The following is a 23,825-nucleotide window of genomic DNA, read 5'->3' as shown; positions in this document are numbered from 1 at the left end:
TTTCATGCAGAGTTTATTTTTTTCAAAAGCCCATCTCAAAAAACTAACTGAATTAAAACAACTCAATTACCGCTTACTTCCAACTACCAGCTCCTTCACTGTGGCAGAAGCAGCTGTACCTTTTGGTGATTATGTCCATTTTTTCCAAGAATCCTTACAAGAAAGTCTTCATTTCCAATTGCTAAATCAGCTTTTACAAGAGCCTTTTTCAACTAATAAGGACCTGTGTGAAAAAATATTTGTTAGCGAGTCTACCTATCTTCGGAAAATAAAAGAACTAGGCAATCAATTAAACAAGTATTGTCTACTTACTAATGATCTGAGACAACCTTCCTCTAAATTAGCTGAAATTCAACGTCGCACGATGCTCATTCCTGTCATGGCGTTGGATCTACTGGATCTTCCAAGTGAAGAAGCTATCGAACAGACGCTCTTTTCACTCTTATTAGAAGAAAAGCAAAAATGGAACAGTTCGTTAAATCGGTTTATGTATGAAAGCCTCCATCATCCCGCTTCGCTGTTTTTCCAAAGTGAATCAAATTATATCTACCTTTGGAAACTCATTCTGGGCATTGAGCATTATCCAGTCGATAGTCAGTTTTCCAGGTACTTAGCCTCTCATATGAAAAAAAAGAACCTCTTTCACTTTTCTCTCTCTGAACAACGAGAGCTCGGACGCTTGTTCTTATTTTTTTTCGCAATCTATCCTTGTGGTATACCGGATTGTTTCTACGACCTAATATGTAAGCGCTACAAAAATATAAAAAAGCACTACTCACCTGCTATTGATCAATACTCATTGCTACTTACCTTTTTTCTTTTCCCTTAAATACAAAAATAACGTCGTGCTACTAAATCCGCAATAGGAAGTCAAAAATGAGCTACTATTAAAAAAAGAGAATCCAAAAGTTCGAAAAACAACTTCTGGATCCTCTTCTTTTACTGGTACCTAAACGCAATTGTCACAACCTTGGTTAAACGGTGTTCAAAAGCAGCTCCTCGGCAATAAGTCAAAAATTCCCAAAAATTTGGAAATCAATTTTCGGAATTTCTGAGCTTATTGCTCGGAGCTAAACGCTTTTTTTCACAGCCGCTTTTAAAATTATTTGGAATCAGCGTCCACGATTTTAACGGAGCCTTTCCATTTTTCATTAACGTAATCTTTGATTGTATCTGAGTGTAACACTTCAACCAATTTTTTGATTGCGTCTTTATTTTCATCGCCTTTACGTACAGCAATGATATTCACGTATGGTGTGTTGTCTTTTTCCAATAGAACGGCATCTTTTTGTGGGTTTAAATCAATTCCTAAAGCAAAGTTGGCATTAATGGCAACAAGGTCACCTTCGCCATTTTGGTAGACTGTCGCTAGCATTGCTGGTGCAATATCATGATTAAATTTCAAGTTTTTAGGATTCGTAGCAATGTCATCAAATGTTGCGGTTTCTTTATCTACGCCATCTTTCAAAGTAATCAAGCCATTGTCTTCTAGAATCGTCAAAATACGGCCCCAGTCAGATGTCGAGTTCGAAGTAATGATTGTCGCTCCATCTGCTAAGTCTTTGATATCATCAATTTTTTTAGAATACAAGCCCATTGGTTCCACATGGACAGCCCCAGCATTCACAATGTCATACCCGTATTTTTCTACTTCTTGATTCAAATATGGAATATGCTGGAAATAGTTCGCATCAATATCACCTGCATTTAAAGCTTTGTTAGGAATTGCATAGTCGTCCATCACTGTAATTTCCAAGTCTACCCCTTCTTTAGCCAAAAGAGGTTTCGCTTGTTCTAATATTTCAGCATGTGGCGTACTTGAAGCTCCGACCTTTAGTGTTGTGGTTTTTTCACTACTTGACTCACTTGAGCTTGAGTTGCTACTGCCACAAGCTGCTAGCGTCACCGCTGCAACTGCTGTAAAAATTAATCCCAATGTTTTTTTCTTCATCTTCTTTTCCCCCAATTTTTTATCGTTTATCTGTTTGTTTCGTCAACGTATCACCGATTGCTTGAACGATAAAGACAATCACTAATATGATGACTGTTGCAACCATTGTAACTGTGTAGTTCCCTCGTTGAAATCCTTCTTGCCATGCCAATGAACCTAAGCCACCAGCACCGATTGTCCCCGCCATAGCGGTATAACCAATCATAGTAATCGTCGTCACCGTAATGCCCGATATTAAGGCTGGAATGCTTTCAGGAATTAATACTTTGTATACGACTTGCCAATAGCTAGCTCCCATCGCCTCCGCTGCTTCAATCACCCCTGCGTCAACCTCACGCAAAGCAATTTCGACCAGCCGTGCATAAAAAGGCGCTGCGGATAATACCAAGGCTGGAATCGCTGCTTTCGCTCCCAGCATCGTTCCGACTAACATCGTCGTAAAGGGAATCAACAAGACCATCAAAATCATAAACGGTGTCGATCGGAAAATATTACTTATGATGGATACCACTGTATACGAGAATTTTGATGATGCTTTCTTTTGCCTTCCCAAACTATAAAGCACCAAACCTAGTAATAACCCTAAGACAATCACGAGAATTGTTGAGACAATCGTCATATATAAGGTGTCATAAAATGATTGCTTCATCGCTGACCAATCGACTTGGTCAAAACTAAAATACGTTTCTGCAAAAGACTTATTCATGATTGATCACCTCGATTGCCACTTGTTTTGCTTCAAAATAAGCAAGTGCTTGATTAATCTCTGCTTCCTCACCCGTCAGTAAGACCGTCAAGGAACCAATCGATCCTTCTTTGACTTGATCAATTTTGCCAAACACTACATTGACATCTATTTGATAGTGTCTGATTGCTTGTGAAATGACAGGCTCATTGGCATTGTGCTCCGTAAACGTCAACGTGACTAAGCGGCCATTGGGATTTTCTTTGATAAAAGTAGCCAATAGTTCAGGATCGATAGGCTCCTCGATTTCTTGGCGCACAAAGCGTTTCGTGACTTCTTTTTGTGGCTGACGAAAGATGGAAACGACTGACCCTTCTTCAACGACTTGCCCTTGTTCCATCACAGCTACTTTATTACAGATTTGTCTGACCGCATTCATTTCATGTGTAATTAGTACAATGGTTAGATGGAGCTCTTGATTGATTTTTTGCAGCAAATCAAGCACTTCTTCTGTTGTCTGTGGATCTAGCGCACTGGTCGCTTCATCACAGAGCAGAATTTCTGGATCATTGGCTAGTGCTCGTGCGATACCGACGCGTTGTTTTTGCCCACCGGATAATTGTGAAGGATACGCTTTTTCACGTCCTTGCAACCCGACTAGATTTAATAACTCAGTCGCTTTTTGCGCACGTTCTTTTTTGGGAACACCGGCTAGTTCAAGTGGCAATTCGACATTTTCTTGTAATGTACGAGACCACAAGAGATTAAAATGCTGAAAAATCATGCCAATTTTTTTGCGGAACTCTCGTAATTCCTTAGGCTTTAAGCTCGTAATACTATGTTCGTTGACGATTACTGCACCCCCTGTCGGCAGCTCTAATCCATTTAGCATACGGATCAATGTACTCTTCCCTGCGCCTGAATACCCCACAACACCAAAAACATCACCACGTTCAATCGTTAACGATACCCCATCGACTGCGTGAATCGAGCCATTTTTTCCATCATATGCTTTTTTTACGTCTCTTAATTCAATTAATGCCATCTTACCACCATCTTCCTTGTCACTATAAAAAAAACGCCCCTTGTACATATGTACAAAGGACGTGCATCATCTGCCGTGTTACCACCTTAATTCGTTCTATCATAGAACCTCTGCCGATACAGAATACTCATTCGATATCGGTACACTATAACGGGTGTGCCCGTAGCTTGCTCACCAATCAGCTCACTTGCTCTTGCTCATAGACCATCTTCTATCTTACCGCCATACCCTTTTCCACCAGTCAGGGCTCTCTTTGATTTAAGTAAAATATACTCATCTATTCGTTGCTTTTTTCTATTGAGCACATTATAGCAAGGTGTTTTATGACTTGTCAACGTAAACAGATAGATTAGTCTTCGATTGCTTCAAAATCCGTTGCTTGAACATCTTTCAAGCTTAAGAACCATGTATTCATTTCATCTTCATCATTTAACACGTCGATGTAGTTACTGATTTTTTCATTTACCGAAGAAATGACACCTGCTAGTGGGCTTACGAATTCATTCACTGCTTTTTCAGCTTCCACCTCTAACAGCGTGTCGCCTACGTTTACTTGTTTGCCTACAGTAGGTAAAGTCGCAAAGGTCACATTGCCCAGCTCATCTTGCGCTTCTTTGGTCAAGCCAACACAGTATTCTTTGCCATTAAATAAAATCCATAAATTATCTACTTTTTTTAAACATCTTTTTTCCATGACGCTAGCACCCCTTCGTACGTTTGTTCTTTGAAACCATTGAGGACAAATTGCCCATTCTTTAATAAGATTGGTCGTTTGAGTAACATACCATCTGAAGCCAATACTTCACAGGCCTCCTCTAGTGTATACCCATCGACTTTGTCTTTCAAGCCTAACTCTCGGTAACGAATACCACTTGTATTAAAGAAATGACGGATTGGAAAGTCAGTTGATTGAATCCAAGCTGCGATTTGCTCTTTTGATGGTGTATGCTCTACAATATCAATCAATTCAACATCCACATCATGCTCGTGCAAAAATTTCATTGCTTTTTTACATGTCGTACATTTTGGATACCCATACACTGTTATCATTGTTCGTCCCTCCTATTTTCATTCTTTTGCTTGAAATCTCATTGATAAAATTAAGCCAATCCCAATCATATTGCTCAGTAAAGCCGATCCACCTTGACTAATAAATGGTAATGGAATCCCAGTCAGTGGCAAAAGACCGATGTTGGCACCGATGTTTTCAAATACGTGGAACAAAATCATCATGATAATACCTGAAGCGATATAGGCGTAAAATTCATTATTTGTATCGTAACAGACACGGATCATCCGGTAGATCAACATAAAATATAAAAAGACCACAAAAGCACTACCGATAAAGCCGAAATTTTCACCAATTACTGAAAAAATCATATCCGATTCTCGAACCGATACATAGACATCACTCACATTGAAGCCTTTTCCAAGCAAACCACCTGACCCAATCGCCATGATGGCAGTCGCTACTTGTCGTGAACTCCCCTGAATATCATGAAATGGATCAAGCCAGGAGTCAATCCGCTTAAACTGGTACGTCTTCACAATCCCTAAATCTGAAAGAAATTTTCTTCCATCTTCATTAATGACCAAGAAGAGTGTTAAACCGGCCAACGCTAAAAATAAGACAATCACTGGCACAACAATTTTCCAAGAAATACCTGACATCAAAAAGATGCCACCAAAAATGGCTAGAAAGACCAACATCGTTCCAAAGTCTTTTTGTAGTAAGACCAAAAGCAACACAGGAACAGTCACGGCAAAGAGTTTCCCAATCAGTAATAAATCCGAGGTCAAGTTCCGTTGCCGATAGACCGTATTGTGCGCTGTCACCACACGCGCCATCATCAAAATATACGCAATCTTCATCAACTCTGCCGGCTGTAACGTAAAGGAACCAATACTGAACCAATTTCGTGATCCTGTTGACTCTGCTAAAGTACGATCATAAAACTCTAAAAGCAAGGTCATAATCACCAAGCCACCACCATAAATATAAGGTGTCAAACGCCAAAGGACTTTTGATTTTATTTGCATAATAATCATCACTGCAAACATCCCTAGCACATACCACAATGCTTGCTTGGCTACCCCAGCAAATAGACTACCTTTATAGTTAGGATTTTGTGCATAGGCAACGTATAGGGCAGATAAACCAATTAAGCAAAGTAAAAATACCGGTAAAATAACTCCATAATCAATCCGACTATCTAATTTCTTACTCATTCTGCTATTTTTTTCCATGAATTCTCTCTTTCCATCGATTCGTTCTTTTCATTATAGCGCTAGACCACCAACAAAGAAAAGTCTCATCGGCTCGCAATCAATAAAAACTTAAGTTTTTCATCTACTACTATTCATCCGATGAATCAAACTGTTGTTTCATGATTTTTTGGAATTGTTGCTTTTTCGTACGATATTTGTAGAAGAGATGAAAGGCCCCTGCCAATAATAAAGTAATCGCATAGGGTGCGCTGTCATTCCAAAAATAAATCATGTTCCAATAAGCCAACAAGAGTAACGCCATCCAATAATAACCAATGATTCGGAAAAAGACTCCTTTTGAGCCAATTTTATGGAAATACTCCTGCCATTTTTCTTCCGTCATCTTTTGAAGATGGCGTTTCACTTTAAAATGAAGCATCAAAAATCCGACTGATAACACCGCAGACAATCGAATGCTAATAATAAACAAGAGCAATGTTCCTAAAATAAAAAGCATATAAACACTCCTTTAGTTGTTGGTTCCTTTTCTATTTTACACGAAAATAAAAAAAATGGGAATGTGACAAACATCTGTCACATCCCCCTTAAAAATGAAAAAATGAATAAATAGTGCTACTTTATTTTTAAATGCCAGCTGCAGGAATCGAACCTGTGACCTACGCGTTACGAGTGCGTTGCTCTACCTACTGAGCTAAGCTGGCAAAAACCACATAGACGATTATAGAAAAGAAACGGATTTTTGTAAAGAGGAAATAAGAGAAAATAGATAAAAACCTACTCTCTCTCATTCATTCTATTATTTTGTTCCGAATAAACGGTCTCCTGCATCGCCCAAACCTGGTACGATGTAGCCATTTTCATTTAAATGATCATCTAACGCTGCAGTATAGATATCTACATCTGGGTGGGCATCACGTAATGCTTTGACACCTTCTGGAGCAGATACAAGGCAGACAAACTTAATATTCGTCGCGCCACGTTTTTTAAGTGAATCAATGGCCATAATTGCTGACCCACCAGTAGCCAACATCGGATCAACGACAAGTAATTGACGGCTATCAATATCATCTGGCAATTTAATAAAATATTCATGCGGCTCCAATGTTTCTTCATCACGATACATACCAATGTGACCGACTTTGGCAGCTGGAATTAATTCTAAAATACCATCTACCATGCCAATACCGGCACGTAAGATTGGAATAATCGCTACTTTCTTACCAGTAAGAGTCTTTTGAACAGACTTCACGATTGGTGTTTCAATTTCAATGTCTTCTACTGGCATATCTCTTGAAATTTCGTAGGCCATTAGCATGGCGATTTCATCGACAACCTCGCGGAATACTTTGGTCCCACAATTCTTATCACGAATAATTGTCAGTTTGTGTTGGATTAATGGATGATCAATCACTTGAAATTTTCCCATGTTCGTTCTCCTTTGTGTTTTTTTCTATTGTAAAACAACTTTCTCAATGCCGCAAAGAATTTTACCGTTTAATACTATACCACAAAATCGACTTGAAAAAAGAGAATCCAAAAAAAATTTGGATTCTCCTAAGATTTTACTTTTTATAAATTGGGTATTGATCGGTTAGTTCTTTCATCTTCGCTTTCACTTCTGTTTGAATGGCTTCGTCCTCTGGGTTGCTTAAGACTTGCACAATAAATTCAGCGACTTTCGTAGCATCGGTTTCTTTAAAGCCCCGACTAGTAATCGCTGGCGTACCGACACGAATACCACTCGTCTTAAATGGACTTAGTGTTTCAAATGGAATGGAATTTTTATTAACCGTGATATTTACTGAATCTAGTAATTTTTCAGCTTCTTTACCATTCATCTCAAACCCACGGACATCAATCAATAATAAATGATTATCTGTCGCACCAGAAACCAACCGCGCACCCGCAGCTTGATTAAATACTTTTGCCATCGCTTGTGCATTGGCAATTACTTGTTCACTGTATTCTTTAAATTCTGGTGCCAACGCTTCTTTAAAGGCCACAGCTTTCCCTGCAATGACATGCTCTAATGGTCCACCTTGAATCCCGGGGAAGACATTGCTATTGATTTTTTTGGCTAGCTCTTCATCATTGGTCAAAATCATACCACCACGAGGGCCGCGCAACGTTTTATGTGTCGTTGTAGTCGTGATGTCTGCATAAGGAACTGGGTTTGGATGCAAACCAGCAGCAACCAAACCAGCAATATGTGCCATATCGACCATTAGTTTCGCACCGACTTCATCTGCAATTTCTCTAAATTTTTCAAAATCAATGATTCGTGAATACGCACTTGCACCTGCAACAATTAATTTCGGTTGATGTTTTCTAGCTAAAATGCGAATAACTTCATAATCGAGCACTTCAGTCGTTGGATCGACACCGTATCCTACGAAATGATACGTTTTTCCACTAAAATTGACTGGAGAGCCATGTGTTAAATGACCACCTGCAGATAGATCCATTCCTAAAACAGTATCTCCTGGCTCGATTAATGATAAATACGCAGCCGTATTGGCTTGTGACCCGGAATGTGGTTGGACATTTGCAAATTTAGCCCCGAAGAGTTCTTTTGCTCGCTCAATTGCCAAATTCTCAACGACATCAATAAATTCACAGCCACCATAGTAACGTTTGCCGGGATACCCTTCTGCATACTTGTTCGTTAGAATGCTTCCTTGTGCTGCTAAGACACCTTCAGACACGATGTTTTCAGAAGCGATCAGTTCCAAGTTGTTTTGTTGGCGTACACCTTCTTGATCAATTGCCTTCCATAATTCTGGATCAAATGCTCGATAGTCCATATTTGCACTCTCCTTTTTGACTAATTATGTGAATTGTAACACAGGAAAAAACACCCGCCTAGTATTCACCCTAAAAAGTATTAAACTTCTGTTTCATTATTCGTAAAATACATTTGATTCGCTGCTTTTTTCAAGCGATTCATATAGGCGACACCTAAGCCATCTTCTGGATACGTCGCCACATATAAGCAATCTAAGCCCGCTTTCGTCTCATCTAAGGCCCGCAACCCAGAAAATAATCCTTGCGTCGCTGCTTGGACAGAGTCGTCGGCATACATATAGACTGCGGCGGCCTCTCCTCGCACTACTTCAGCGGCAGTCGGGCCCGCGAGTATCCCAGCACGTATCGGATGATGAGCCAGATAGCTTGCTACTTGCTCCCACTCTTGTTCATGAACCATTTGTACAGGGACAACGGGCGCATAATGTTTGTACTTCATTCCAGGAGCTTTGGGCGCTTCATCGGCACGAAGCAAATGACTATCGACAGCGACTGGTGTGTGACAGGCTTGTTCAAGCATTTCTTTTGTTACTGCTCCTGGCCTTAAAATCATCGGCGGTTTGTTCGGATCACTGAGATCAAGCACTGTGGACTCCACACCAATCTTTGTCGGCCCGCCATCTAGTACACCTTTTATACTGTGCTCAAAATCATGGATCACGTGCTCAGCAGTCGTCGGGCTAGGATGACCAGACAGATTCGCGCTTGGTCCGACCAATGGCACACCAGCTTGACGAATTAACTCCAAAGTCAAGGCTTGATCTGGCATTCGAAAGGCAACGGTCGCTAAACCTCCCGTCACGACTGTATCAAACGTATTGGGCTTGATAGGTAAAATAATCGTCAATGGCCCCGGCCAAAATGTTTGAACCAGTACTTCTGCTAATGGATGGCTTTCTTGAATGTATTCTTTGACTTGTTCGAAGCTAGTCACATGGACAATCAACGGATTATCACTCGGACGGCCTTTGACTTGATAAACTTTTTTTACCGCTTGTGGATTCAATGCACTGGCACCTAAGCCATAGACGGTCTCAGTAGGAAAGGCGACTAACTCCCCTTGTTGTATGTAATGTGCTGCTTGTTTGACCTCATCAGTTGAAATTTTTTGAATTTCCACAGTTTATCCACACCCCTTATTGGTTAAAACATTTAGTTATTCACATTTCAATAAGTTATCCCCATTTTGTGGATAACTATCTTTGCTTTTATCTTTCTAATATTGTGTATATCTCAGACTATTTTTGCGATGTTTCTTTGAGTTTTACACATTATCCACAATTAGTGGACAATGACCATTCGCGGTTGACCGAACAAATCCTTTTTCACTTGAACCTCTTTTTGCGGAAAAGCTGCTTGAAAGATTTGCTGGACTGCTGGTCCTTGGCGGTAACCAATTTCTAAAAATAGCCAGCCGTTTTCCGCTAGACAGGATTGCGCTTGGCTAGCAATCTTCTTATACATCGCTAAGCCTTGGTCATCTGCAAAAAGTGCCATCTTAGGCTCAAATTGGCGAACACTAGCATCCATGATGGACCATTCGTCTGAGCTAATATATGGTGGATTCGAGATAATGACATCCCACGTTTGATTTTTTACAGGTACTAGTGTATCACCATGATAAAACGTCACTTCACTGCCGATGCGTTTGGCATTCTTTTGGGCAATGACCAGTGCCTCTGATGACAAATCGACTGCCGCGACCTGCCATAACGGCCGCTCAGCCTTTAGCGTCACCGCGATGGCTCCCGTACCGGTACCGATATCCACAACGTGACAGGCTTCGCTTTGCACGTGCTTTAGACATTGATCGACTAATTCTTCTGTCTCAGGACGCGGAATAAGTGTCGCGTCACTGACTACAAACGTCCGACCGAAGAACGCTTCTTGTCCCGTCAAGTATTGAGGAGGGACATCGGCTAATAGCTGACGCAAATCACTAGTCAGCTGCTCTTCATCTTCTGGAAGACTTGGGTTATGCATTTGAAGTAGCCATGTTGTTGTGTCCCATTTTTTTCGCGTAAGAAAAACAGATTGAATCGCATGGCCTTCTTTGCCATGCGATTCTAATTGAGATTTAGCCTCTTGTATAAGTTGAAAATAACTTTTAGCCATTTTGTAATTCTTCTAGCTTCGATGTTTGATCATAAAGAACCAATGCATCGATAATCTCGTCCAATTTTCCAGCTAAAATTTGGTCTAGCTTTTGGATGGTTAAGCCAATGCGGTGATCTGTGACACGGTTTTGTGGGAAATTATACGTACGGATACGCTCTGAGCGGTCACCTGTCCCGACTGCTGATTTACGGTTCGCATCGTATTCACTTTGTGCTTCGTGTTGCAATTGATCATAGACCCGTGCACGCAAGACTTTCATCGCTTTCTCACGGTTTTTCAATTGGGAACGCTCATCTTGCATCGCCACTACAATCCCTGTCGGTAAGTGAGTCAGGCGGACGGCAGATGCTGTTTTATTGACGTGCTGACCACCTGCTCCAGATGCATGATAAATGTCGACACGAATGTCTTTATCTGCTAAATCTAGCTCTACTTCTTCGGCTTCAGGCATGACGACCACTGTCGCTGTCGATGTGTGAATGCGTCCTTGTGATTCAGTCGAAGGGACACGTTGTACTCGGTGAGCACCACTTTCATATTTAAGCTTGGAGAAGACATTGTCGCCGGTAATCATCATGATGACTTCCTTGTAGCCACCGATACCTGTAATATTGGCATCCATGACCTCTACACGCCAACCTTGTGATTCGGCATAGCGTTGGTACATATTAAACAAATCACCTGCAAATAATGCCGCCTCATCTCCACCAGCAGCGCCACGAATTTCCATAATAATGTTTTTGTCATCGTTAGGATCTTTAGGCAACAACAAAATTTTGATGGTATCTTCTAAGACTTCTTTTTCTTTTTTTAAATCTGATAATTCTTCTTTGGCTAACTCCGCCATCTCAGCGTCTAGATTTTCACCTAGCAATTCTTCTGCGTCAGCAATCCCTTGAACTACTTCTTTGTAACGGCGATACGTCGCTACTGTTTCACGGGTATTGGCTTCTTCTTTTGATAATTCCATAAAGCGTTTCGTATCGGAAACGACTGCTGGATCACTTAATAATTCTCCTAATTCCTCATAACGGTCTGCAATCGCTTGTAACTGATCGTACATACTTGCTCTCCTTTATTCTTCCATTCGTTTGGGGTGAAAATAGTGGTGGCGACAAACAGGATAATAGGCTTCATTGCCACCTATCTGAACTTGATTTCCCTCGTAAACAGGTTTTCCGTCAATATAATGTAAGTTCATCGTCGCTTTCTTATGACAAAACCAACAAATCGTCTTCATTTCTTCGATTTTATCTGCATATAATAACAAATACTTTGAGCCTTCAAATAATTCATTGCGAAAATCATTCTTTAAGCCAAATGCCATCACTGGGATGTTCAACTCATCGACAATTTGGGTTAACTCTATTATATGGTGTTTTTGCAAAAATTGCGATTCATCAATTAACACGCAATAAGGTGGTATTGCTAATTTGCGAATCACGTCATAAACGTTGGTTTTCTCAAAAATAGGAATGGCTTGCTCCTCTAATCCAATTCGACTAGAAACATTGCCCACTCCTGACCGCGTATCCAAAGCACTCGTCATCAAGATGACTGATTTGTTTTGTTCTTTATAATTGTGTGCCACTTTTAAAATCTCAATCGACTTGCCACTGTTCATTGCGCCGTACTTAAAAAATAACTGTGCCATTTCTGCGACTCCTTTTTTAGCTTCTTTGGTATTATACTTGAAATAGCAGATTTTTTACAGTGGAAACATTGGTATTTGTCTTGAACAACTACTTTACGGTGCCCATTTTTTCGTTGACTTGCTCCGCTTTGTTCTTTCTTTTTTTCCTCAAATATTTGTCCTTTGTCAGCGAATGGTAGAAACAATCACTGATAAAAAAAAGACCCCCAAAAATTGACTTGTCAGCCTAATTTTTGGGAGTCCGCATCCTCTAGATGAATTCTTCATTAAAAGGTTACTTAATCTCAATCTTCTTTAATGGTTCTTTCGCATCTGCTCGTTTTGGTAATTGCATGGTTAACACACCATCCTTGAATTCTGCCGCAATGGCACTTTCATCAATTCCCTTTAACATAAATTGACGATGATACGATTGACTACTACGTTCGCGCCGAACGAAATGTCCTTCTTCGTCTTTGTCTTCCACAACATTGTTGCGTTCCGCTGCAATTGTTAAAACATCATGATCATAAGTCACATTTAACTCTTCTTTTTTAAATCCTGGTAAATCGGCTGTTAATTCATATTCGGCATCACTTTCTTTAATGTCTACTTGAAATGTGTCATTACCAAAAAACCTAGGGAAGAAACTGTCGAATAAATCATCCATTCTTGCTAACCCACCATCATATCTTGATACTGCATTTGCCATTTTCACTTTCCCCTTTCAAAATTGGTTTTCTCTTACAAGTACAAGCGGCAACACCTGTAAGTCTGGAAGCCTCTCACTTCCTTACACTTATTATTGTACTCACCCTCTAAAAAAATGCAAAGATTTAGCACTCTATTATATTGGGTGCTAAAAATTATTTATTCTCTTGAAGGATTGCTAAAAAAGTGGTGCCATATTTATCCAGCTTATTTTGGCCCACGCCTTTTATTTGAAGAAGTTCTAGTGTAGTGGTTGGTTGTTTCTGTGCCATTTCTTGCAAAGTCTTATCAGAAAAAATGACATAGGGTGGCACCCCCTGTTCTTGAGCCAATATTAAGCGTAGCTGCCGCAAACGCTCGAATAATTCATCATCTATAATTAGCTGTTTAACGACTGTTTGTTTGCGATAAACCCGTTGTTTTCCTCGTAGAACATCCACACCACTTGCAGAAACACTTAGTAACGGGTACTGGCCTTCAGATAACATGAGATATTGTTCCGCCGTCAAATAATCAATCAAGTCTGTGACTTCTTTTTGTGACCAAGTAGCCAACAAGCCATATGTCGTTAGCTGGTCAAATTTCCATTGACTAATTTTTTGATCTTTAGAACCTGTCAAGACTTTGCTAACCAACCCTTTCCCAAAGCGTTCCCCCATCCGTTTGACACAAGACAATACTTTTTGTGCTTCCTGTGTCACATCAATCGCTTCACGCTCATCTAAGCAATTGCTACACTTGCCACACGCCGTACCTGTTTCACCAAAATAGCGAAGAATGTAACATTGCAGACACATTTGCGTATGCGCGTATTGATTCATCTCACGCAATTTCAAATATTCGTTTTGCTTATAGTCAATTGTCGCTTCTGATTGCTCAATAAAAAACTGCTGAATTTGCAAATCTTGGGCGCCGTACAGCAAGATAGCTTCACTTGGTAAACCATCACGACCTGCTCGGCCTGCTTCTTGGTAATACGATTCGATGTTGCCTGGAATTTGTGCATGAATGACAAAGCGCACATTGCTTTTATTAATCCCCATACCGAATGCATTGGTGGCGACCATGACTTGAATCTGGTCGTACAAAAAAGCATCCTGATTGCGTGAGCGTGCTTCTTCGCTCATCCCACCATGGTACATACCAACTGCAATTTTTTGGTGCTGCAACAAATGATACAAGCGCTCCACTTCTTTGCGCGTACTGGCATAGACAATGCCCGATTGCTTATGATTCACCTTTAAATACTCAAGCAAATACACATCTTTTTGGTCTTTGACGACTTGGAAGGCTAAATTTTCACGTGCAAATCCCGTCTGAATGACTCGTTCTGGCGAAATATGTAACAGTTGGCAAATATCTTGAGCCACCTCTGGGGTAGCTGTGGCTGTAAGTGCGACAATCGTCGGCGTTGTGGCAAATTGCTGTAGCCACTGTGCGAGATACAAATAGCTTGGGCGAAAGTCATGACCCCAATGTGAGATACAATGTGCTTCATCGATTGCCACTAGGGATAAGGTGACGTGTCGCAATAATTCCGTGAACTCTTTGATTGCTAAGCGTTCTGGTGCAACATAAAGCAACGAGATCTCACCTCTTGCCGCCATCCCTAACCGTTGCTGACTTTCGGCAAAAGAGAGACTGCTATTCACATAGGTGGCTGAGATGCCCATCTCGTTTAGACTATCGACTTGGTCTTTCATTAATGAAATCAGGGGTGAAATGACTAGCGTCAAGCCCTCCATCATCATCGCCGGCAATTGATAGCAAACTGATTTTCCACCACCTGTTGGCATGATACCTAGGACATTCTCACCATTAAGGACACGTTCAATGATCGCCTCTTGTCCTGGGCGGAATTGATCGTAGCCAAATGTTTGTTTTAGTCTTTGTTTTAATTCATTCATCGCTTTGTTGCACCTCTCCATTCCTTTCGATTATAGCGAATTCTGTCATCAATTCCTAGCTTCATAGAAAAGAACGCTTGAAGAGATACCCTCTTCAAGCGTTCATGTTTACTTTTCAGTAGGTAGAAATGTCAGCTGTGCTACTTCTTTTGCCGTCAAGCCACACTTAGTCAAATCAAGCGAGCTTGGCTTCATCTGAGGCTGAGCGACTAAAGCATCAATTCCAGCCGGAGTAACGAGTGAGCGCTCAAAGCGAATCACTAAGCAATGATCATCAAGATACACAATTGACCACTTGCTTTTTAGAAAAGCGAGTATACCCTTGCCTCGCCAAGTAAAGCCGCTCTCAGTCCACGTATCAATGCCACAAATCTGCTTTCGTTTGGCTTTTCTAGTGTAACGAACCGTATCGATCAGTTTTAGAGGTGCTTCTTGTAAAACCTCATACGTAATGGTAGGTACTGGCGCTTGCACTCGTCCACATGGGAAAGGTCGTCGCTGCAATGTGCCATGTCTTCAGTAGCTTCATCTTGCTCCCTCCTACTTAGTTAAAAACGACCGTCTCCGTTACTTGAATTCCTTTGTCCAGTGACTGAATCACGGGGCAATTTTTTGAAACCAATTTGACACAACGCAAGGCTTTTTCTTGGTACTCTTTCTCGATGTGTACAAAAAATGTAATGTCAATCGCTGATAATGGTTCAGCTTGCTTTGATTGGTCTCGATCATAGGATACTTCTATTTTATCAAACGTATAGGGGATGTGTGAATTTTCCAGTACTGAACTATAGACATACCCACCACACGTCGCCGTGGCTGTCACGAGCATTTGGACTGGGGAATAGCCTACCTCTCTAGCCAAGATCCAATTCGTCGGCTCAACGGGTAGCTCAAATTTTTCCTTTCCTTTTTGAATGGTTAATGTTTCAACTGACATGATGGTCACTCCTTACAAAATGATTGGGTCGGACTTCTTGCCACTGAAAGTCCGTCGTTAATTGGATTGGTTCTTGATGAATTGGCTGTTGCAATTGCTGTCTAGCTAACTTTGGATCGGCAATCGGAGCCGCCGCCAATAGTTTTTTCGTATAGGCATGCTGCGGATGTTCGAATAAATCATTCGTTGGGGCTAATTCGACTAATTGCCCTTGATACATCACTGCGATGCGGTCAGAAATATGGCGAATGACCGACAAATCATGTGAAATAAACAAATACGAAAGTGCATATTCCTTTTGCAAGCGTACCAATAACGCCATGATTTGCGCTTGAATCGAGACATCCAAGGCGGAAGTCGGCTCATCGCACAAAATGAATTTAGGTTGGCCGACGACCGCCCGCGCGATACCAATGCGCTGCCGCTGACCACCGCTAAAAGCTTTTGGATATTTGTGAACATCGGCTCCGCTAATTCCCACCGTGGTCAATAGTGCCAAGGCTTTTTCTTTGGCGCTCGCCTTTGATTCACGAAATAGTGGCTCCATGACTAGTTCCAAGGCCGTCATTTGTGGATTCAAAGCAGAATAGGGATCTTGAAAAATAATTTGCATTTCTTGCGAGAGAGTATGCTTTTGGCTAGCTGTCGCATGCTGCAAGTCAATACCATTAAACAACACTTGACCAGATGTGAATGGCTCTAGCTGAAGAATCCCTCTGCCTAGCGTTGTTTTTCCGCTACCAGATTCGCCCACTAGCCCTAGCGTCTCCCCTTTGTAGATGGTTAGACTAATGTCGTTGACCGCATGGACTTGCGTTGTTTGCCCCCGCCAGTTTCTCGACTGAAAGACTTTGTCGGCGTGGGTGACTTGTACGAGTGGTTCTTTATTCATGCGTGCTTCCTCCTAGCCAGACACGATGCGTTGGTGACAATACAGTCCACTCGCCCTCGCTTTGTATTTGGTGTTTTTTGGGCTCTTCAACTAGCTCTTTATCCCCTAAATGAGCCGCTGCTAACAGCTGTTGCGTGTACGGGTGTGCGGCATGATAAAAGATTTCTTCTGTCGTACCTTCTTCAACTAGCTGACCTTGGTACATAACTTTGATTGCATCACACATACCTGCTACGACACCAAAATCATGAGTGACTAACAAGACCGCCAACTGCTCTTCTTTTTGTAGTTGCTGAATGAGTGTCAAAATCTGTGCTTGAATCGTAACATCTAGTGCAGTCGTCGGCTCATCGGCAATCAACAGTTTGGGTTTTGCTAAGAGTGCCATGGCAATCATCACCCGCTGGCGCATGCCGCCAGATAGTTCATGCGGATATTGCTTCATTCTTCGCTCAGGCAGCGGGATGCCGACTTTCGTCAATTCTTGGATTGCTAACTCTTTTGCTTGGCGCTTAGGGATTCGTTGTTGACGGCGAATCACTTCAATCAAATGATACCCAATCGTGCGGACCGGATTGAGCGATGTCATCGGATCTTGAAAAATCATCGAAATCGGCAGCTTATCTTTGGGCGTGACGGATTGTCCTTGAAAAAGAAAGGTATCATAACTCGCTTGGGCGCCATCAGGTAATAGATTTAACAAGCTTTTCATCGTGATGCTCTTGCCACTGCCTGACTCACCCACAATCCCGACCACTTCCCCTTTATTGACAGATAGTGATAGCGGATGGACCAAGACTTTTTCTTCGTTTTTTGCTGTGTTTAATTTTACTGTTAACTCTTCGATCGTAAGTAAACTCACGCTGCTTGGCCTCCTTGTAGACGACTCTTGACAAAGTCGCCCAGATTATTAAATGAATAGACCGTTAATACGACAAATAGCCCCGGTAAGATTGCCATATAAGGCGCGCTTTGTAGCGTTGCCTGCGCATTTTGCAACAAGCTACCCCATGAGGACATCGGTTGCTGGATACCCATACCTAAAAAGCTTAACGCTGATTCCGTCATGATGGCACTGGAAATACTATTGGTCGCTGCGACAATCAATGTTGGCAAGACCGATGGAAAGACGTGCTTGGCAATGATTGTGAGGGACTTTTGTCCGATAAATTGCCCATAGGCTACATAGTCGCGCTCTTTAGCCGCTAAGGTCTCCGCTCGAATCAAGCGAGCAATGCTCATCCATGAAAACCCACCAATCACGATGACGATGGTCGATAAGCCTGGTTTTAAGAAGACACTTAAGACAATCACTAAGACTAACCATGGAATTGCAGAGAGCACATCGACCGCTCGCATCAACACATTGTCCAACCAGCCACCGAAATAACCTGCAACTAAGCCAATCACCGTACCGATAAAGGTCGCTGTTAACATCGCCAATATTCCGACTAATAGCGACACGCGCCCACCGTATACCACCCGGATAAAGTAATCTCGACCGACTTCATCGGTCCCAAATAAATGCTGCCAGCTCGGTGGCTGCGACATTTGACTGACGTTTGTTGCAGTCGGATCTAGTGGCAACAGTGGCGCCCCTAGCGAGAGACAAATAAGGACAAGTAAAAAGAGGGCGGACAGCAAATAGATTGGATGGCGCAAAATGCTTTTGAATCTAGAGTGACTGGTATTCATTTCGCGCTCCCTCCTTTACGGATACGAGGATCTACTATCGAGTACAAGACATCGGCAAGCAAGTTCCCTAAAATAACCAACGATGCTGAAAACAACATAACTGCCATAATCACAGGATAATCCAAGCTTTTCGTCGCGCTCATCAAGTAAGGACCGACCCCTGGCCAGCCAAAGATGGTTTCCGTGATAATTGCCCCTGTCACTAACATCGGTAAAGCCATCCCAATTTGCGTCACAATCGGAATCAAGACATTGCGACTAATGTGCCGGCTAAATATTTCCCACTTGGTCGCGTGAAACGCCTTTTGCACCATAACGTAATCTTCTGAGACTTCCTTCATCGCTGATGCTCGAATATAACGCAACAGCTCTGGGAAGAAGACAATCGTTAAGGTTGTATATGGTAAGATGAAATGTGCCAAGTAGTCTGATAAACTCCAAGCTTGTCCGACCGTTTGCATTCCGATAATTGGGAATAAATTCAATTTGTAGCCAAAATAATAAATGAGCAACATCGCCAACCAAAAAGAAGGGACTGCAATACCAATTGAGGCAATCCCATCAATCACGTGGTCTAGCCATTTGCCTTTATTGGCCGCAGCTACTAATCCTAAAGAGACCGCTAAAACCAACGACGTCACATATGCCGGCAACACTAGTCGAATGGTATTTGGTATTTTGGTAGCTAAATCATTGGCAATACTGTGTTGCGATGCCAATGAGTAGCCAAAGTCCCCGTGGAAAATTTGCTTAATCCATAAATAATATTGCACGAGAAACGGTTTATCCAGACCATAACGTTGACGTAACACTTCCACTTGACCTGGTGACATATTGGGTGTCGTCAATGAGTCAATCACATCATAAGGTGCAAGTTGAATCAAAGAAAAAACAATAAACGAAATCACTAGCAACAAAGGGATTGCTTGTAGTATTCGTTTGAGAATATAACGTAACATGCTTTCACATCGCTTTCTATCAAAGTCAATCAGACAAAACAGGCTGTGCGAGAAATCGCTCTTCTCCGCACAGCCTGGCATTTACTTAATGGTTAATTTCGCCATATCTTCAAACGTATAAATTGGGACAAGTTTGGCATCATCAATGCCTTGAATACGTTTGTTTGCCGCTAAAATCTTTTTGTTATCTACAATTGGGTAGATCACAGCTTGGTCGGCAATTTCTTTTTGTAGATCATCATAAATAGCTTCGCGCTTAGTGGTATCTAATTCAACCGCGCCATCATTGAAGAGTTGATCGACGGTATCATTGGCTAGCTTAAAGTAGTTTGAGCCACCACCCGTTTTAAATAAACGTGCGTATTGATCAGGATCATTTCCCATGATGTAGCCACCTAAGAACATATTGTATTTAGTCGAATCCGCTTTGCGCAATTCTGTGTAAATGGCTGTGCCATCGCCACCTTGCAACTCGACGGTAATACCCACTTTCGCTAATTGTTGTTGAATCAATGTCGCTTGTAGACTTTGCGCTGGATCTGATGCCGTAAAGGCTAGATTAATTTTTAGATCAGACACGCCGGCTTCAGCCAATAATTTTTTCGCTTTGGCATCATCTGTACTGTATTTTTCTACATCATCACTAACAAATTTATTCGCCGGTGGCAAGAATGAATACGGTGTCGCATAATATTTTTCATCTAAGTACGCCGCTTTGTTCATTTCATCTTTGTTTAGTGCATAGAAGATTGCTTGACGAACTTTCACATCTTTTAATTGCTCTGTCTGACTGTTTAATCCTAAATAGCCAATCCGGTTTTCGCTGTATGCATATGTGCTAATCGAATCTGTGTCTAGGTCTTTAATATCTGATGGTAAGACCACTGTCGCATCGACCTCACCCTTTTGTAAAGCAACTTTAGCAGTATTGGTACTTTCAATAATTTGTAACGTCACGTTTTTAATACTTGGCTTGGTGCCAAAATAGTTTTCGTTGGCTTCAAATTGTAAGTATTGTCCACGTTTGTATTCTTTTAATTTGTATGGGCCAGTTCCGACTGGTGTTTCAGGCAATTCACTCACTGAAAAATCAGTAACATCTTTGTAGATATGTTCTGGAATGATAAAGGTTTCAGTCACAATATTATTCACAGCTGCTGCACTAACGGTAGGAAAATCAAAACGCACCGTATAGTCATCAACTTTTACTGCTTTGATTGCTTGATCACCAATCCATAAACTGTCGGCATTGCCATTAGCTTTGTCAGCTTTTTTTGTATACGTAAACACGACATCATCAGCCGTGAATGCTTCCCCATCAGACCATTTGATCCCTTGTTTTAGTTTCACGGTCACTGATTTCCCATCCGCTGCTGGTTCAACTGATTCTGCTAAGACATTTTCTGAGTTGCCGTCGCCATCAATCGCTACTAATGGTGAGAAAATCATATTCGCTACAGTGAGCCCCCATCGATCACTAGTATTGATAGGATTCATAGAACTAGGATCACCACTAATCGCATACGTGAACGTCGATGAATCTGCCGTTGTTGTAGAAGACGTTGTCGTTGATGACCCTGAGCCACAAGCAGCTAAAAAAAGTCCCAAAGCTACGAGCCCCACGCTCAACCATTTCTTTTTCCCCATATATACATTCTCCTCTTCACAACAAAATTTTCTTTCATTTGTACAATATATGTACTGTATATGTACTGTAATCAACCTAACGTCACTTTGTCAAATAACAGAACTTTTTAAAAGAGACTCATTTTTCTGAGATAGTATATATCTATCGCTACTTCTTGTCATAGGCCGCTATTACAATAGCTATCTAGACATGTCCGAGCTCGCCTGATTCTTTTTTTCTATCGCGGAACAGGACTTAGCTCGCTTTGTGCTGCTAAATCAGAGTCAAACAGTACGACAGAATCTCCCATAAAAAAAAAGCAGTAAATCCAAAAGTTTGAGCACTAACTTTCAGATTTACTGGTCTTTTATTTGCTGCTGTTGTCTCGCATTTTTAAAATACACTTAGTTGTTTCAATGGCCAATAGCGTAACAGTACTTCACCTTGAATATCGTCTTTGGTCACAAAGCCAAAGATACGACTATCTTTAGACACCAAGCGATTGTCCCCTAAGACAAAATAACTTCCCGCTGGCACCGTCACTTCAAAGTCGGAGGTAAAGCTCGTCGCGGCTTCTGCACGTTCTTGGAATAATGTGCTATAGCTATACTCTGATTGTAATTTATCATCCGCAAAGGCTTTTTTAAATTCGTTTAGATAGGCTTCTTTATAGGTCTTCCCGTTGATTGTTAAGACATCTCCACTCATCTTTACCGTATCGCCTGGCAAACCAATCACACGCTTGACCGCCGTCGTCGATTCATCGTCCGGCTCTTTTGTGGTAATAATATCAAAACGCTCGATTTTTGCTAGTTTATTGACAATCAGGCGTTGACCATCTGCCAAAGTCGGATCCATTGAATGCCCACTCACTTGTACTGGAGTGAATACAAAGATACGAACCACTAAAAATGCAAGGATGATAACGATAAAAAGACCCCAATCACTCAAAAATTTTTTCACTGGACTGACTCCTATTCTTTTTTATGCTTCAGTATAGCATATCCTAAACCGGAAGAATCACCAACCATTTGTAATTAAGAATTTCGCAATCTTTGGATAGAAATCTTATCATTGGCTACTGAAAGTTTGCTATACTAGCTATACTGAACGATAAAGGAGCTTACCTGATGAACTTTAAACGGTTTTCTCAGTTGACACACCGTAAAGGACAGCATTTTTTGACAAAAAATGTGTCTTCTATTCAAATTATTGTCTTTTATTACCTTGCCATGGCAGCAATCGCTTTACTGCTATTTTATTTGCCATTCTTTCGCGTCCCAAATCAAGACGTTTCATTTATTGACCTATTCTTTTTAGCAATTAGCACAGTGAGTGTGACCGGCTTGACAACTATCTCATTGACGGATGTCTTTAATCACAATGGCATTATCTTACTGGAAATACTTTTTCAAATAGGTGGCTTAGGTATTATGATGTTTTCGACATTTTTTGCCATTGTCTCTCGTCGCAAAATTTCCTTAAAGCAACGCCAATTAATTATGACTGATATGAACCAGCCTAGACTAAGCGGGATTGTCAAAATGATTCGAACGACATTTACCATTCTTTTAATTGTCCAAGCAATCGCCGGTAGTCTATTTGCGATTTATTTTAAACTCGGTGGGTATTACGAGCATTGGTCCTCTGCCTTTTTTTATGGCTTCTATCAAGCCATATCGTCGGTAACCAATTCAGGCTTTGATGTCACAGGAGACTCCATCTTACCCTTTGCCAAAGATGGCTTCTTTTTGATTGGAATTATGTTTTTAATCGTGATTGGTGGGATTGGCTTTCCAGTCTTGATGGACCTTCATGAATATAGCTTGCATGTCTTACATAAAAAGCGCAAGCGACTACCGTTTCGTTTCTCGCTTTTCACTAAGATTGCTTCATTGGCCTTTGTCGTGCTTTTTGTGGTCGGTTCGGCTGCAATTTATTTTTTAGAAAAGGACCACTTATTTGTCAGTATGTCCTTTGGTGAGCAACTCTTGAATAGTTCCTTTTATTCAATCACGACTCGGAATGCCGGTCTGCAAATTCACGACCTTAATCAATTTCAAATCACGACGTTGATGTTATTTTCGCTGTTGATGTTTATTGGCTGTAGTCCAAGCTCAGTCGGTGGTGGTGTACGGACGACTACTATGGCGATTATCGGCTTGTATTTGTTTTCTTTTTTAAAAGGCGAAAAACACGTCAACGTCTTCGGACGGAAAATAGCCGATGATGATGTCCAAAAATCCATCACGGTCTTTATGTTGTCCCTAATGATGTGCTTTTTCTGTGTCTTATTTCTGAGTTCAACAGAAGATTTGCCACTGATTTCGATTATCGTTGAAGTCACCTCTGCCTTTGGAACAACCGGCCTCTCTCTTGGCATCACACCAGAGCTGTCGACAGTCGGTAAGATCGTGATTGCACTCTTGATGTTTATCGGCCGGATTGGCATGTTGTATACTTTGCTTTTATTCGTCCCTAAAGAAACACGCGATTTAGGCTATGCCTACCCAACAGAAAAGATTATTATCGGTTAAGTTTCTTAGGATTCATTTGATTTTCACCTGTTACCAGCGCACTGTCTCAAAATTTATGATAAGATATAACACGTTAAAAAGGAAATCGGTCTTG

25 protein-coding genes, 1 tRNA gene and 1 other annotated feature are annotated in these 23,825 nt (G+C 41.3%); of the genes, 2 read left to right on the top strand and 24 right to left on the bottom strand.

Annotated elements, in window-relative coordinates:
- Positions 1-4: 4 nt before the first annotated feature.
- On the top strand, positions 5-829 hold the full coding sequence (locus NE257_RS00280; RefSeq protein WP_251885523.1) for a helix-turn-helix domain-containing protein: 825 nt from the start codon (positions 5-7) through the stop codon (positions 827-829).
- A 273-nt stretch (positions 830-1,102) separates the two neighbouring features.
- Here NE257_RS00280 and NE257_RS00275 read toward each other — a convergent pair whose 3' ends face one another.
- From NE257_RS00275 to lepB, 24 genes are all read right to left on the bottom strand, one after another.
- Complete coding sequence (locus NE257_RS00275) at positions 1,103-1,951, bottom strand: MetQ/NlpA family ABC transporter substrate-binding protein (protein WP_251885522.1); 849 nt, start codon at positions 1,949-1,951, stop codon at positions 1,103-1,105.
- 19 nt (positions 1,952-1,970) lie between these two features.
- Positions 1,971-2,657, bottom strand: coding sequence for a methionine ABC transporter permease (locus NE257_RS00270; RefSeq protein WP_251885521.1), 687 nt, complete (start codon positions 2,655-2,657; stop codon positions 1,971-1,973).
- Positions 2,650-3,681: a methionine ABC transporter ATP-binding protein gene (locus NE257_RS00265; protein WP_251854558.1), complete on the bottom strand. Its 1,032-nt coding sequence runs from the start codon at positions 3,679-3,681 to the stop codon at positions 2,650-2,652. Before NE257_RS00265 ends, NE257_RS00270 begins: the two co-directional genes overlap by 8 nt.
- Positions 3,682-3,733: 52 nt before the next feature.
- Positions 3,734-3,975, bottom strand: a binding site (T-box leader).
- Between the two features lie 55 nt (positions 3,976-4,030).
- Positions 4,031-4,375, bottom strand: a complete 345-nt coding sequence (locus NE257_RS00260) for a glycine cleavage system H family protein (RefSeq protein ID WP_251885520.1) — start codon at positions 4,373-4,375, stop codon at positions 4,031-4,033.
- Complete coding sequence (locus NE257_RS00255) at positions 4,357-4,731, bottom strand: arsenate reductase family protein (RefSeq protein ID WP_251854556.1); 375 nt, start codon at positions 4,729-4,731, stop codon at positions 4,357-4,359. The genes NE257_RS00260 and NE257_RS00255 overlap by 19 nt, the downstream gene beginning before the upstream one ends.
- Before the next feature lie 18 nt (positions 4,732-4,749).
- Positions 4,750-5,928, bottom strand: a complete 1,179-nt coding sequence (locus NE257_RS00250; protein ID WP_007209159.1) for an FtsW/RodA/SpoVE family cell cycle protein — start codon at positions 5,926-5,928, stop codon at positions 4,750-4,752.
- 109 nt (positions 5,929-6,037) lie between these two features.
- Positions 6,038-6,406: a hypothetical protein gene (locus NE257_RS00245; protein WP_007209160.1), complete on the bottom strand. Its 369-nt coding sequence runs from the start codon at positions 6,404-6,406 to the stop codon at positions 6,038-6,040.
- Between the two features lie 132 nt (positions 6,407-6,538).
- Positions 6,539-6,611: transfer RNA gene (locus tag NE257_RS00240), tRNA-Thr, on the bottom strand.
- 95 nt (positions 6,612-6,706) lie between these two features.
- On the bottom strand, positions 6,707-7,336 hold the full coding sequence (gene upp, locus NE257_RS00235; RefSeq protein ID WP_251854555.1) for a uracil phosphoribosyltransferase: 630 nt from the start codon (positions 7,334-7,336) through the stop codon (positions 6,707-6,709).
- Between the two features lie 136 nt (positions 7,337-7,472).
- On the bottom strand, positions 7,473-8,714 hold the full coding sequence (gene glyA, locus NE257_RS00230) for a serine hydroxymethyltransferase (RefSeq protein WP_007209162.1): 1,242 nt from the start codon (positions 8,712-8,714) through the stop codon (positions 7,473-7,475).
- Positions 8,715-8,794: 80 nt separating this feature from the next.
- Positions 8,795-9,835 (bottom strand): L-threonylcarbamoyladenylate synthase, encoded by a 1,041-nt coding sequence (locus NE257_RS00225; RefSeq protein ID WP_007209163.1) that lies wholly within the window; start codon positions 9,833-9,835, stop codon positions 8,795-8,797.
- 161 nt (positions 9,836-9,996) lie between these two features.
- Positions 9,997-10,830 carry a peptide chain release factor N(5)-glutamine methyltransferase gene (gene prmC / locus NE257_RS00220; protein ID WP_007209164.1) on the bottom strand — a complete coding sequence of 278 codons (834 nt, stop codon included), beginning with the start codon at positions 10,828-10,830 and terminating at the stop codon, positions 9,997-9,999.
- Positions 10,823-11,896 carry a peptide chain release factor 1 gene (gene prfA / locus NE257_RS00215; protein WP_007209165.1) on the bottom strand — a complete coding sequence of 358 codons (1,074 nt, stop codon included), beginning with the start codon at positions 11,894-11,896 and terminating at the stop codon, positions 10,823-10,825. The genes prmC and prfA overlap by 8 nt, the downstream gene beginning before the upstream one ends.
- Before the next feature lie 12 nt (positions 11,897-11,908).
- Positions 11,909-12,487 carry a thymidine kinase gene (locus NE257_RS00210; protein ID WP_007209166.1) on the bottom strand — a complete coding sequence of 193 codons (579 nt, stop codon included), beginning with the start codon at positions 12,485-12,487 and terminating at the stop codon, positions 11,909-11,911.
- Positions 12,488-12,761: 274 nt separating this feature from the next.
- Entirely contained in the window at positions 12,762-13,178 is a 417-nt protein-coding gene (locus NE257_RS00205; RefSeq protein WP_251850941.1) for an Hsp20/alpha crystallin family protein, read from the bottom strand.
- Positions 13,179-13,332: 154 nt separating this feature from the next.
- On the bottom strand, positions 13,333-15,084 hold the full coding sequence (recQ, locus tag NE257_RS00200) for a DNA helicase RecQ (RefSeq protein WP_251885519.1): 1,752 nt from the start codon (positions 15,082-15,084) through the stop codon (positions 13,333-13,335).
- A 108-nt stretch (positions 15,085-15,192) separates the two neighbouring features.
- Positions 15,193-15,588 carry a hypothetical protein gene (locus NE257_RS00195; RefSeq protein WP_251850939.1) on the bottom strand — a complete coding sequence of 132 codons (396 nt, stop codon included), beginning with the start codon at positions 15,586-15,588 and terminating at the stop codon, positions 15,193-15,195.
- A 40-nt stretch (positions 15,589-15,628) separates the two neighbouring features.
- The gene (locus tag NE257_RS00190; protein WP_007209171.1) at positions 15,629-16,021 is read right to left on the bottom strand and encodes an OsmC family protein; all 393 of its coding nucleotides are present in this window, start codon (positions 16,019-16,021) and stop codon (positions 15,629-15,631) included.
- The gene (locus NE257_RS00185) at positions 16,011-16,913 is read right to left on the bottom strand and encodes an ATP-binding cassette domain-containing protein (protein WP_007209172.1); all 903 of its coding nucleotides are present in this window, start codon (positions 16,911-16,913) and stop codon (positions 16,011-16,013) included. The genes NE257_RS00190 and NE257_RS00185 overlap by 11 nt, the downstream gene beginning before the upstream one ends.
- Entirely contained in the window at positions 16,906-17,775 is an 870-nt protein-coding gene (locus NE257_RS00180) for an ABC transporter ATP-binding protein (RefSeq protein WP_007209173.1), read from the bottom strand. Before NE257_RS00180 ends, NE257_RS00185 begins: the two co-directional genes overlap by 8 nt.
- Entirely contained in the window at positions 17,772-18,608 is an 837-nt protein-coding gene (locus NE257_RS00175) for an ABC transporter permease (RefSeq protein WP_251850938.1), read from the bottom strand. The genes NE257_RS00180 and NE257_RS00175 overlap by 4 nt, the downstream gene beginning before the upstream one ends.
- A complete protein-coding gene (locus NE257_RS00170) occupies positions 18,605-19,567 on the bottom strand; it encodes an ABC transporter permease (RefSeq protein WP_251885518.1) in 963 nt (320 codons plus the stop codon). Before NE257_RS00170 ends, NE257_RS00175 begins: the two co-directional genes overlap by 4 nt.
- A gap of 81 nt (positions 19,568-19,648) precedes the next feature.
- Positions 19,649-21,214 carry an ABC transporter substrate-binding protein gene (locus tag NE257_RS00165; protein ID WP_251854551.1) on the bottom strand — a complete coding sequence of 522 codons (1,566 nt, stop codon included), beginning with the start codon at positions 21,212-21,214 and terminating at the stop codon, positions 19,649-19,651.
- A gap of 373 nt (positions 21,215-21,587) precedes the next feature.
- Entirely contained in the window at positions 21,588-22,157 is a 570-nt protein-coding gene (lepB, locus tag NE257_RS00160) for a signal peptidase I (protein ID WP_007209177.1), read from the bottom strand.
- A gap of 167 nt (positions 22,158-22,324) precedes the next feature.
- On the opposite strand from lepB, the gene NE257_RS00155 reads away from it, so the two are divergent.
- Positions 22,325-23,731, top strand: coding sequence for a TrkH family potassium uptake protein (locus tag NE257_RS00155; protein ID WP_251885517.1), 1,407 nt, complete (start codon positions 22,325-22,327; stop codon positions 23,729-23,731).
- Positions 23,732-23,825: the final 94 nt, after the last annotated feature.

It is taken from the genome of Enterococcus italicus, from assembly GCF_023743875.1.
Taxonomy (GTDB): Bacteria; Bacillota; Bacilli; order Lactobacillales; family Enterococcaceae; genus Enterococcus_G; species Enterococcus_G italicus.
This window is presented reverse-complemented; position numbering and strand designations above follow the sequence as displayed.

Bases quoted from the DNA above. Each gene is read 5' to 3' on its own strand.
- NE257_RS00170 (WP_251885518.1), bottom strand. From the start codon at position 19,567: ATGTTACGTTATATTCTCAAACGAATACTACAAGCAATCCCTTTGTTG.
- upp (WP_251854555.1), bottom strand. From the start codon at position 7,336: ATGGGAAAATTTCAAGTGATTGATCATCCATTAATCCAACACAAACTG.
- NE257_RS00185 (WP_007209172.1), bottom strand. From the start codon at position 16,913: ATGAATAAAGAACCACTCGTACAAGTCACCCACGCCGACAAAGTCTTT.
- prfA (WP_007209165.1), bottom strand. From the start codon at position 11,896: ATGTACGATCAGTTACAAGCGATTGCAGACCGTTATGAGGAATTAGGA.
- recQ (WP_251885519.1), bottom strand. From the start codon at position 15,084: ATGAATGAATTAAAACAAAGACTAAAACAAACATTTGGCTACGATCAA.
- NE257_RS00280 (WP_251885523.1), top strand. From the start codon at position 5: ATGCAGAGTTTATTTTTTTCAAAAGCCCATCTCAAAAAACTAACTGAA.
- NE257_RS00250 (WP_007209159.1), bottom strand. From the start codon at position 5,928: ATGGAAAAAAATAGCAGAATGAGTAAGAAATTAGATAGTCGGATTGAT.
- NE257_RS00190 (WP_007209171.1), bottom strand. From the start codon at position 16,021: ATGTCAGTTGAAACATTAACCATTCAAAAAGGAAAGGAAAAATTTGAG.
- NE257_RS00270 (WP_251885521.1), bottom strand. From the start codon at position 2,657: ATGAATAAGTCTTTTGCAGAAACGTATTTTAGTTTTGACCAAGTCGAT.
- glyA (WP_007209162.1), bottom strand. From the start codon at position 8,714: ATGGACTATCGAGCATTTGATCCAGAATTATGGAAGGCAATTGATCAA.
- NE257_RS00255 (WP_251854556.1), bottom strand. From the start codon at position 4,731: ATGATAACAGTGTATGGGTATCCAAAATGTACGACATGTAAAAAAGCA.
- NE257_RS00165 (WP_251854551.1), bottom strand. From the start codon at position 21,214: ATGGGGAAAAAGAAATGGTTGAGCGTGGGGCTCGTAGCTTTGGGACTT.
- NE257_RS00205 (WP_251850941.1), bottom strand. From the start codon at position 13,178: ATGGCAAATGCAGTATCAAGATATGATGGTGGGTTAGCAAGAATGGAT.
- NE257_RS00265 (WP_251854558.1), bottom strand. From the start codon at position 3,681: ATGGCATTAATTGAATTAAGAGACGTAAAAAAAGCATATGATGGAAAA.
- NE257_RS00245 (WP_007209160.1), bottom strand. From the start codon at position 6,406: ATGCTTTTTATTTTAGGAACATTGCTCTTGTTTATTATTAGCATTCGA.
- NE257_RS00260 (WP_251885520.1), bottom strand. From the start codon at position 4,375: ATGGAAAAAAGATGTTTAAAAAAAGTAGATAATTTATGGATTTTATTT.
- NE257_RS00275 (WP_251885522.1), bottom strand. From the start codon at position 1,951: ATGAAGAAAAAAACATTGGGATTAATTTTTACAGCAGTTGCAGCGGTG.
- NE257_RS00175 (WP_251850938.1), bottom strand. From the start codon at position 18,608: ATGAATACCAGTCACTCTAGATTCAAAAGCATTTTGCGCCATCCAATC.
- NE257_RS00155 (WP_251885517.1), top strand. From the start codon at position 22,325: ATGAACTTTAAACGGTTTTCTCAGTTGACACACCGTAAAGGACAGCAT.
- NE257_RS00210 (WP_007209166.1), bottom strand. From the start codon at position 12,487: ATGGCACAGTTATTTTTTAAGTACGGCGCAATGAACAGTGGCAAGTCG.
- prmC (WP_007209164.1), bottom strand. From the start codon at position 10,830: ATGGCTAAAAGTTATTTTCAACTTATACAAGAGGCTAAATCTCAATTA.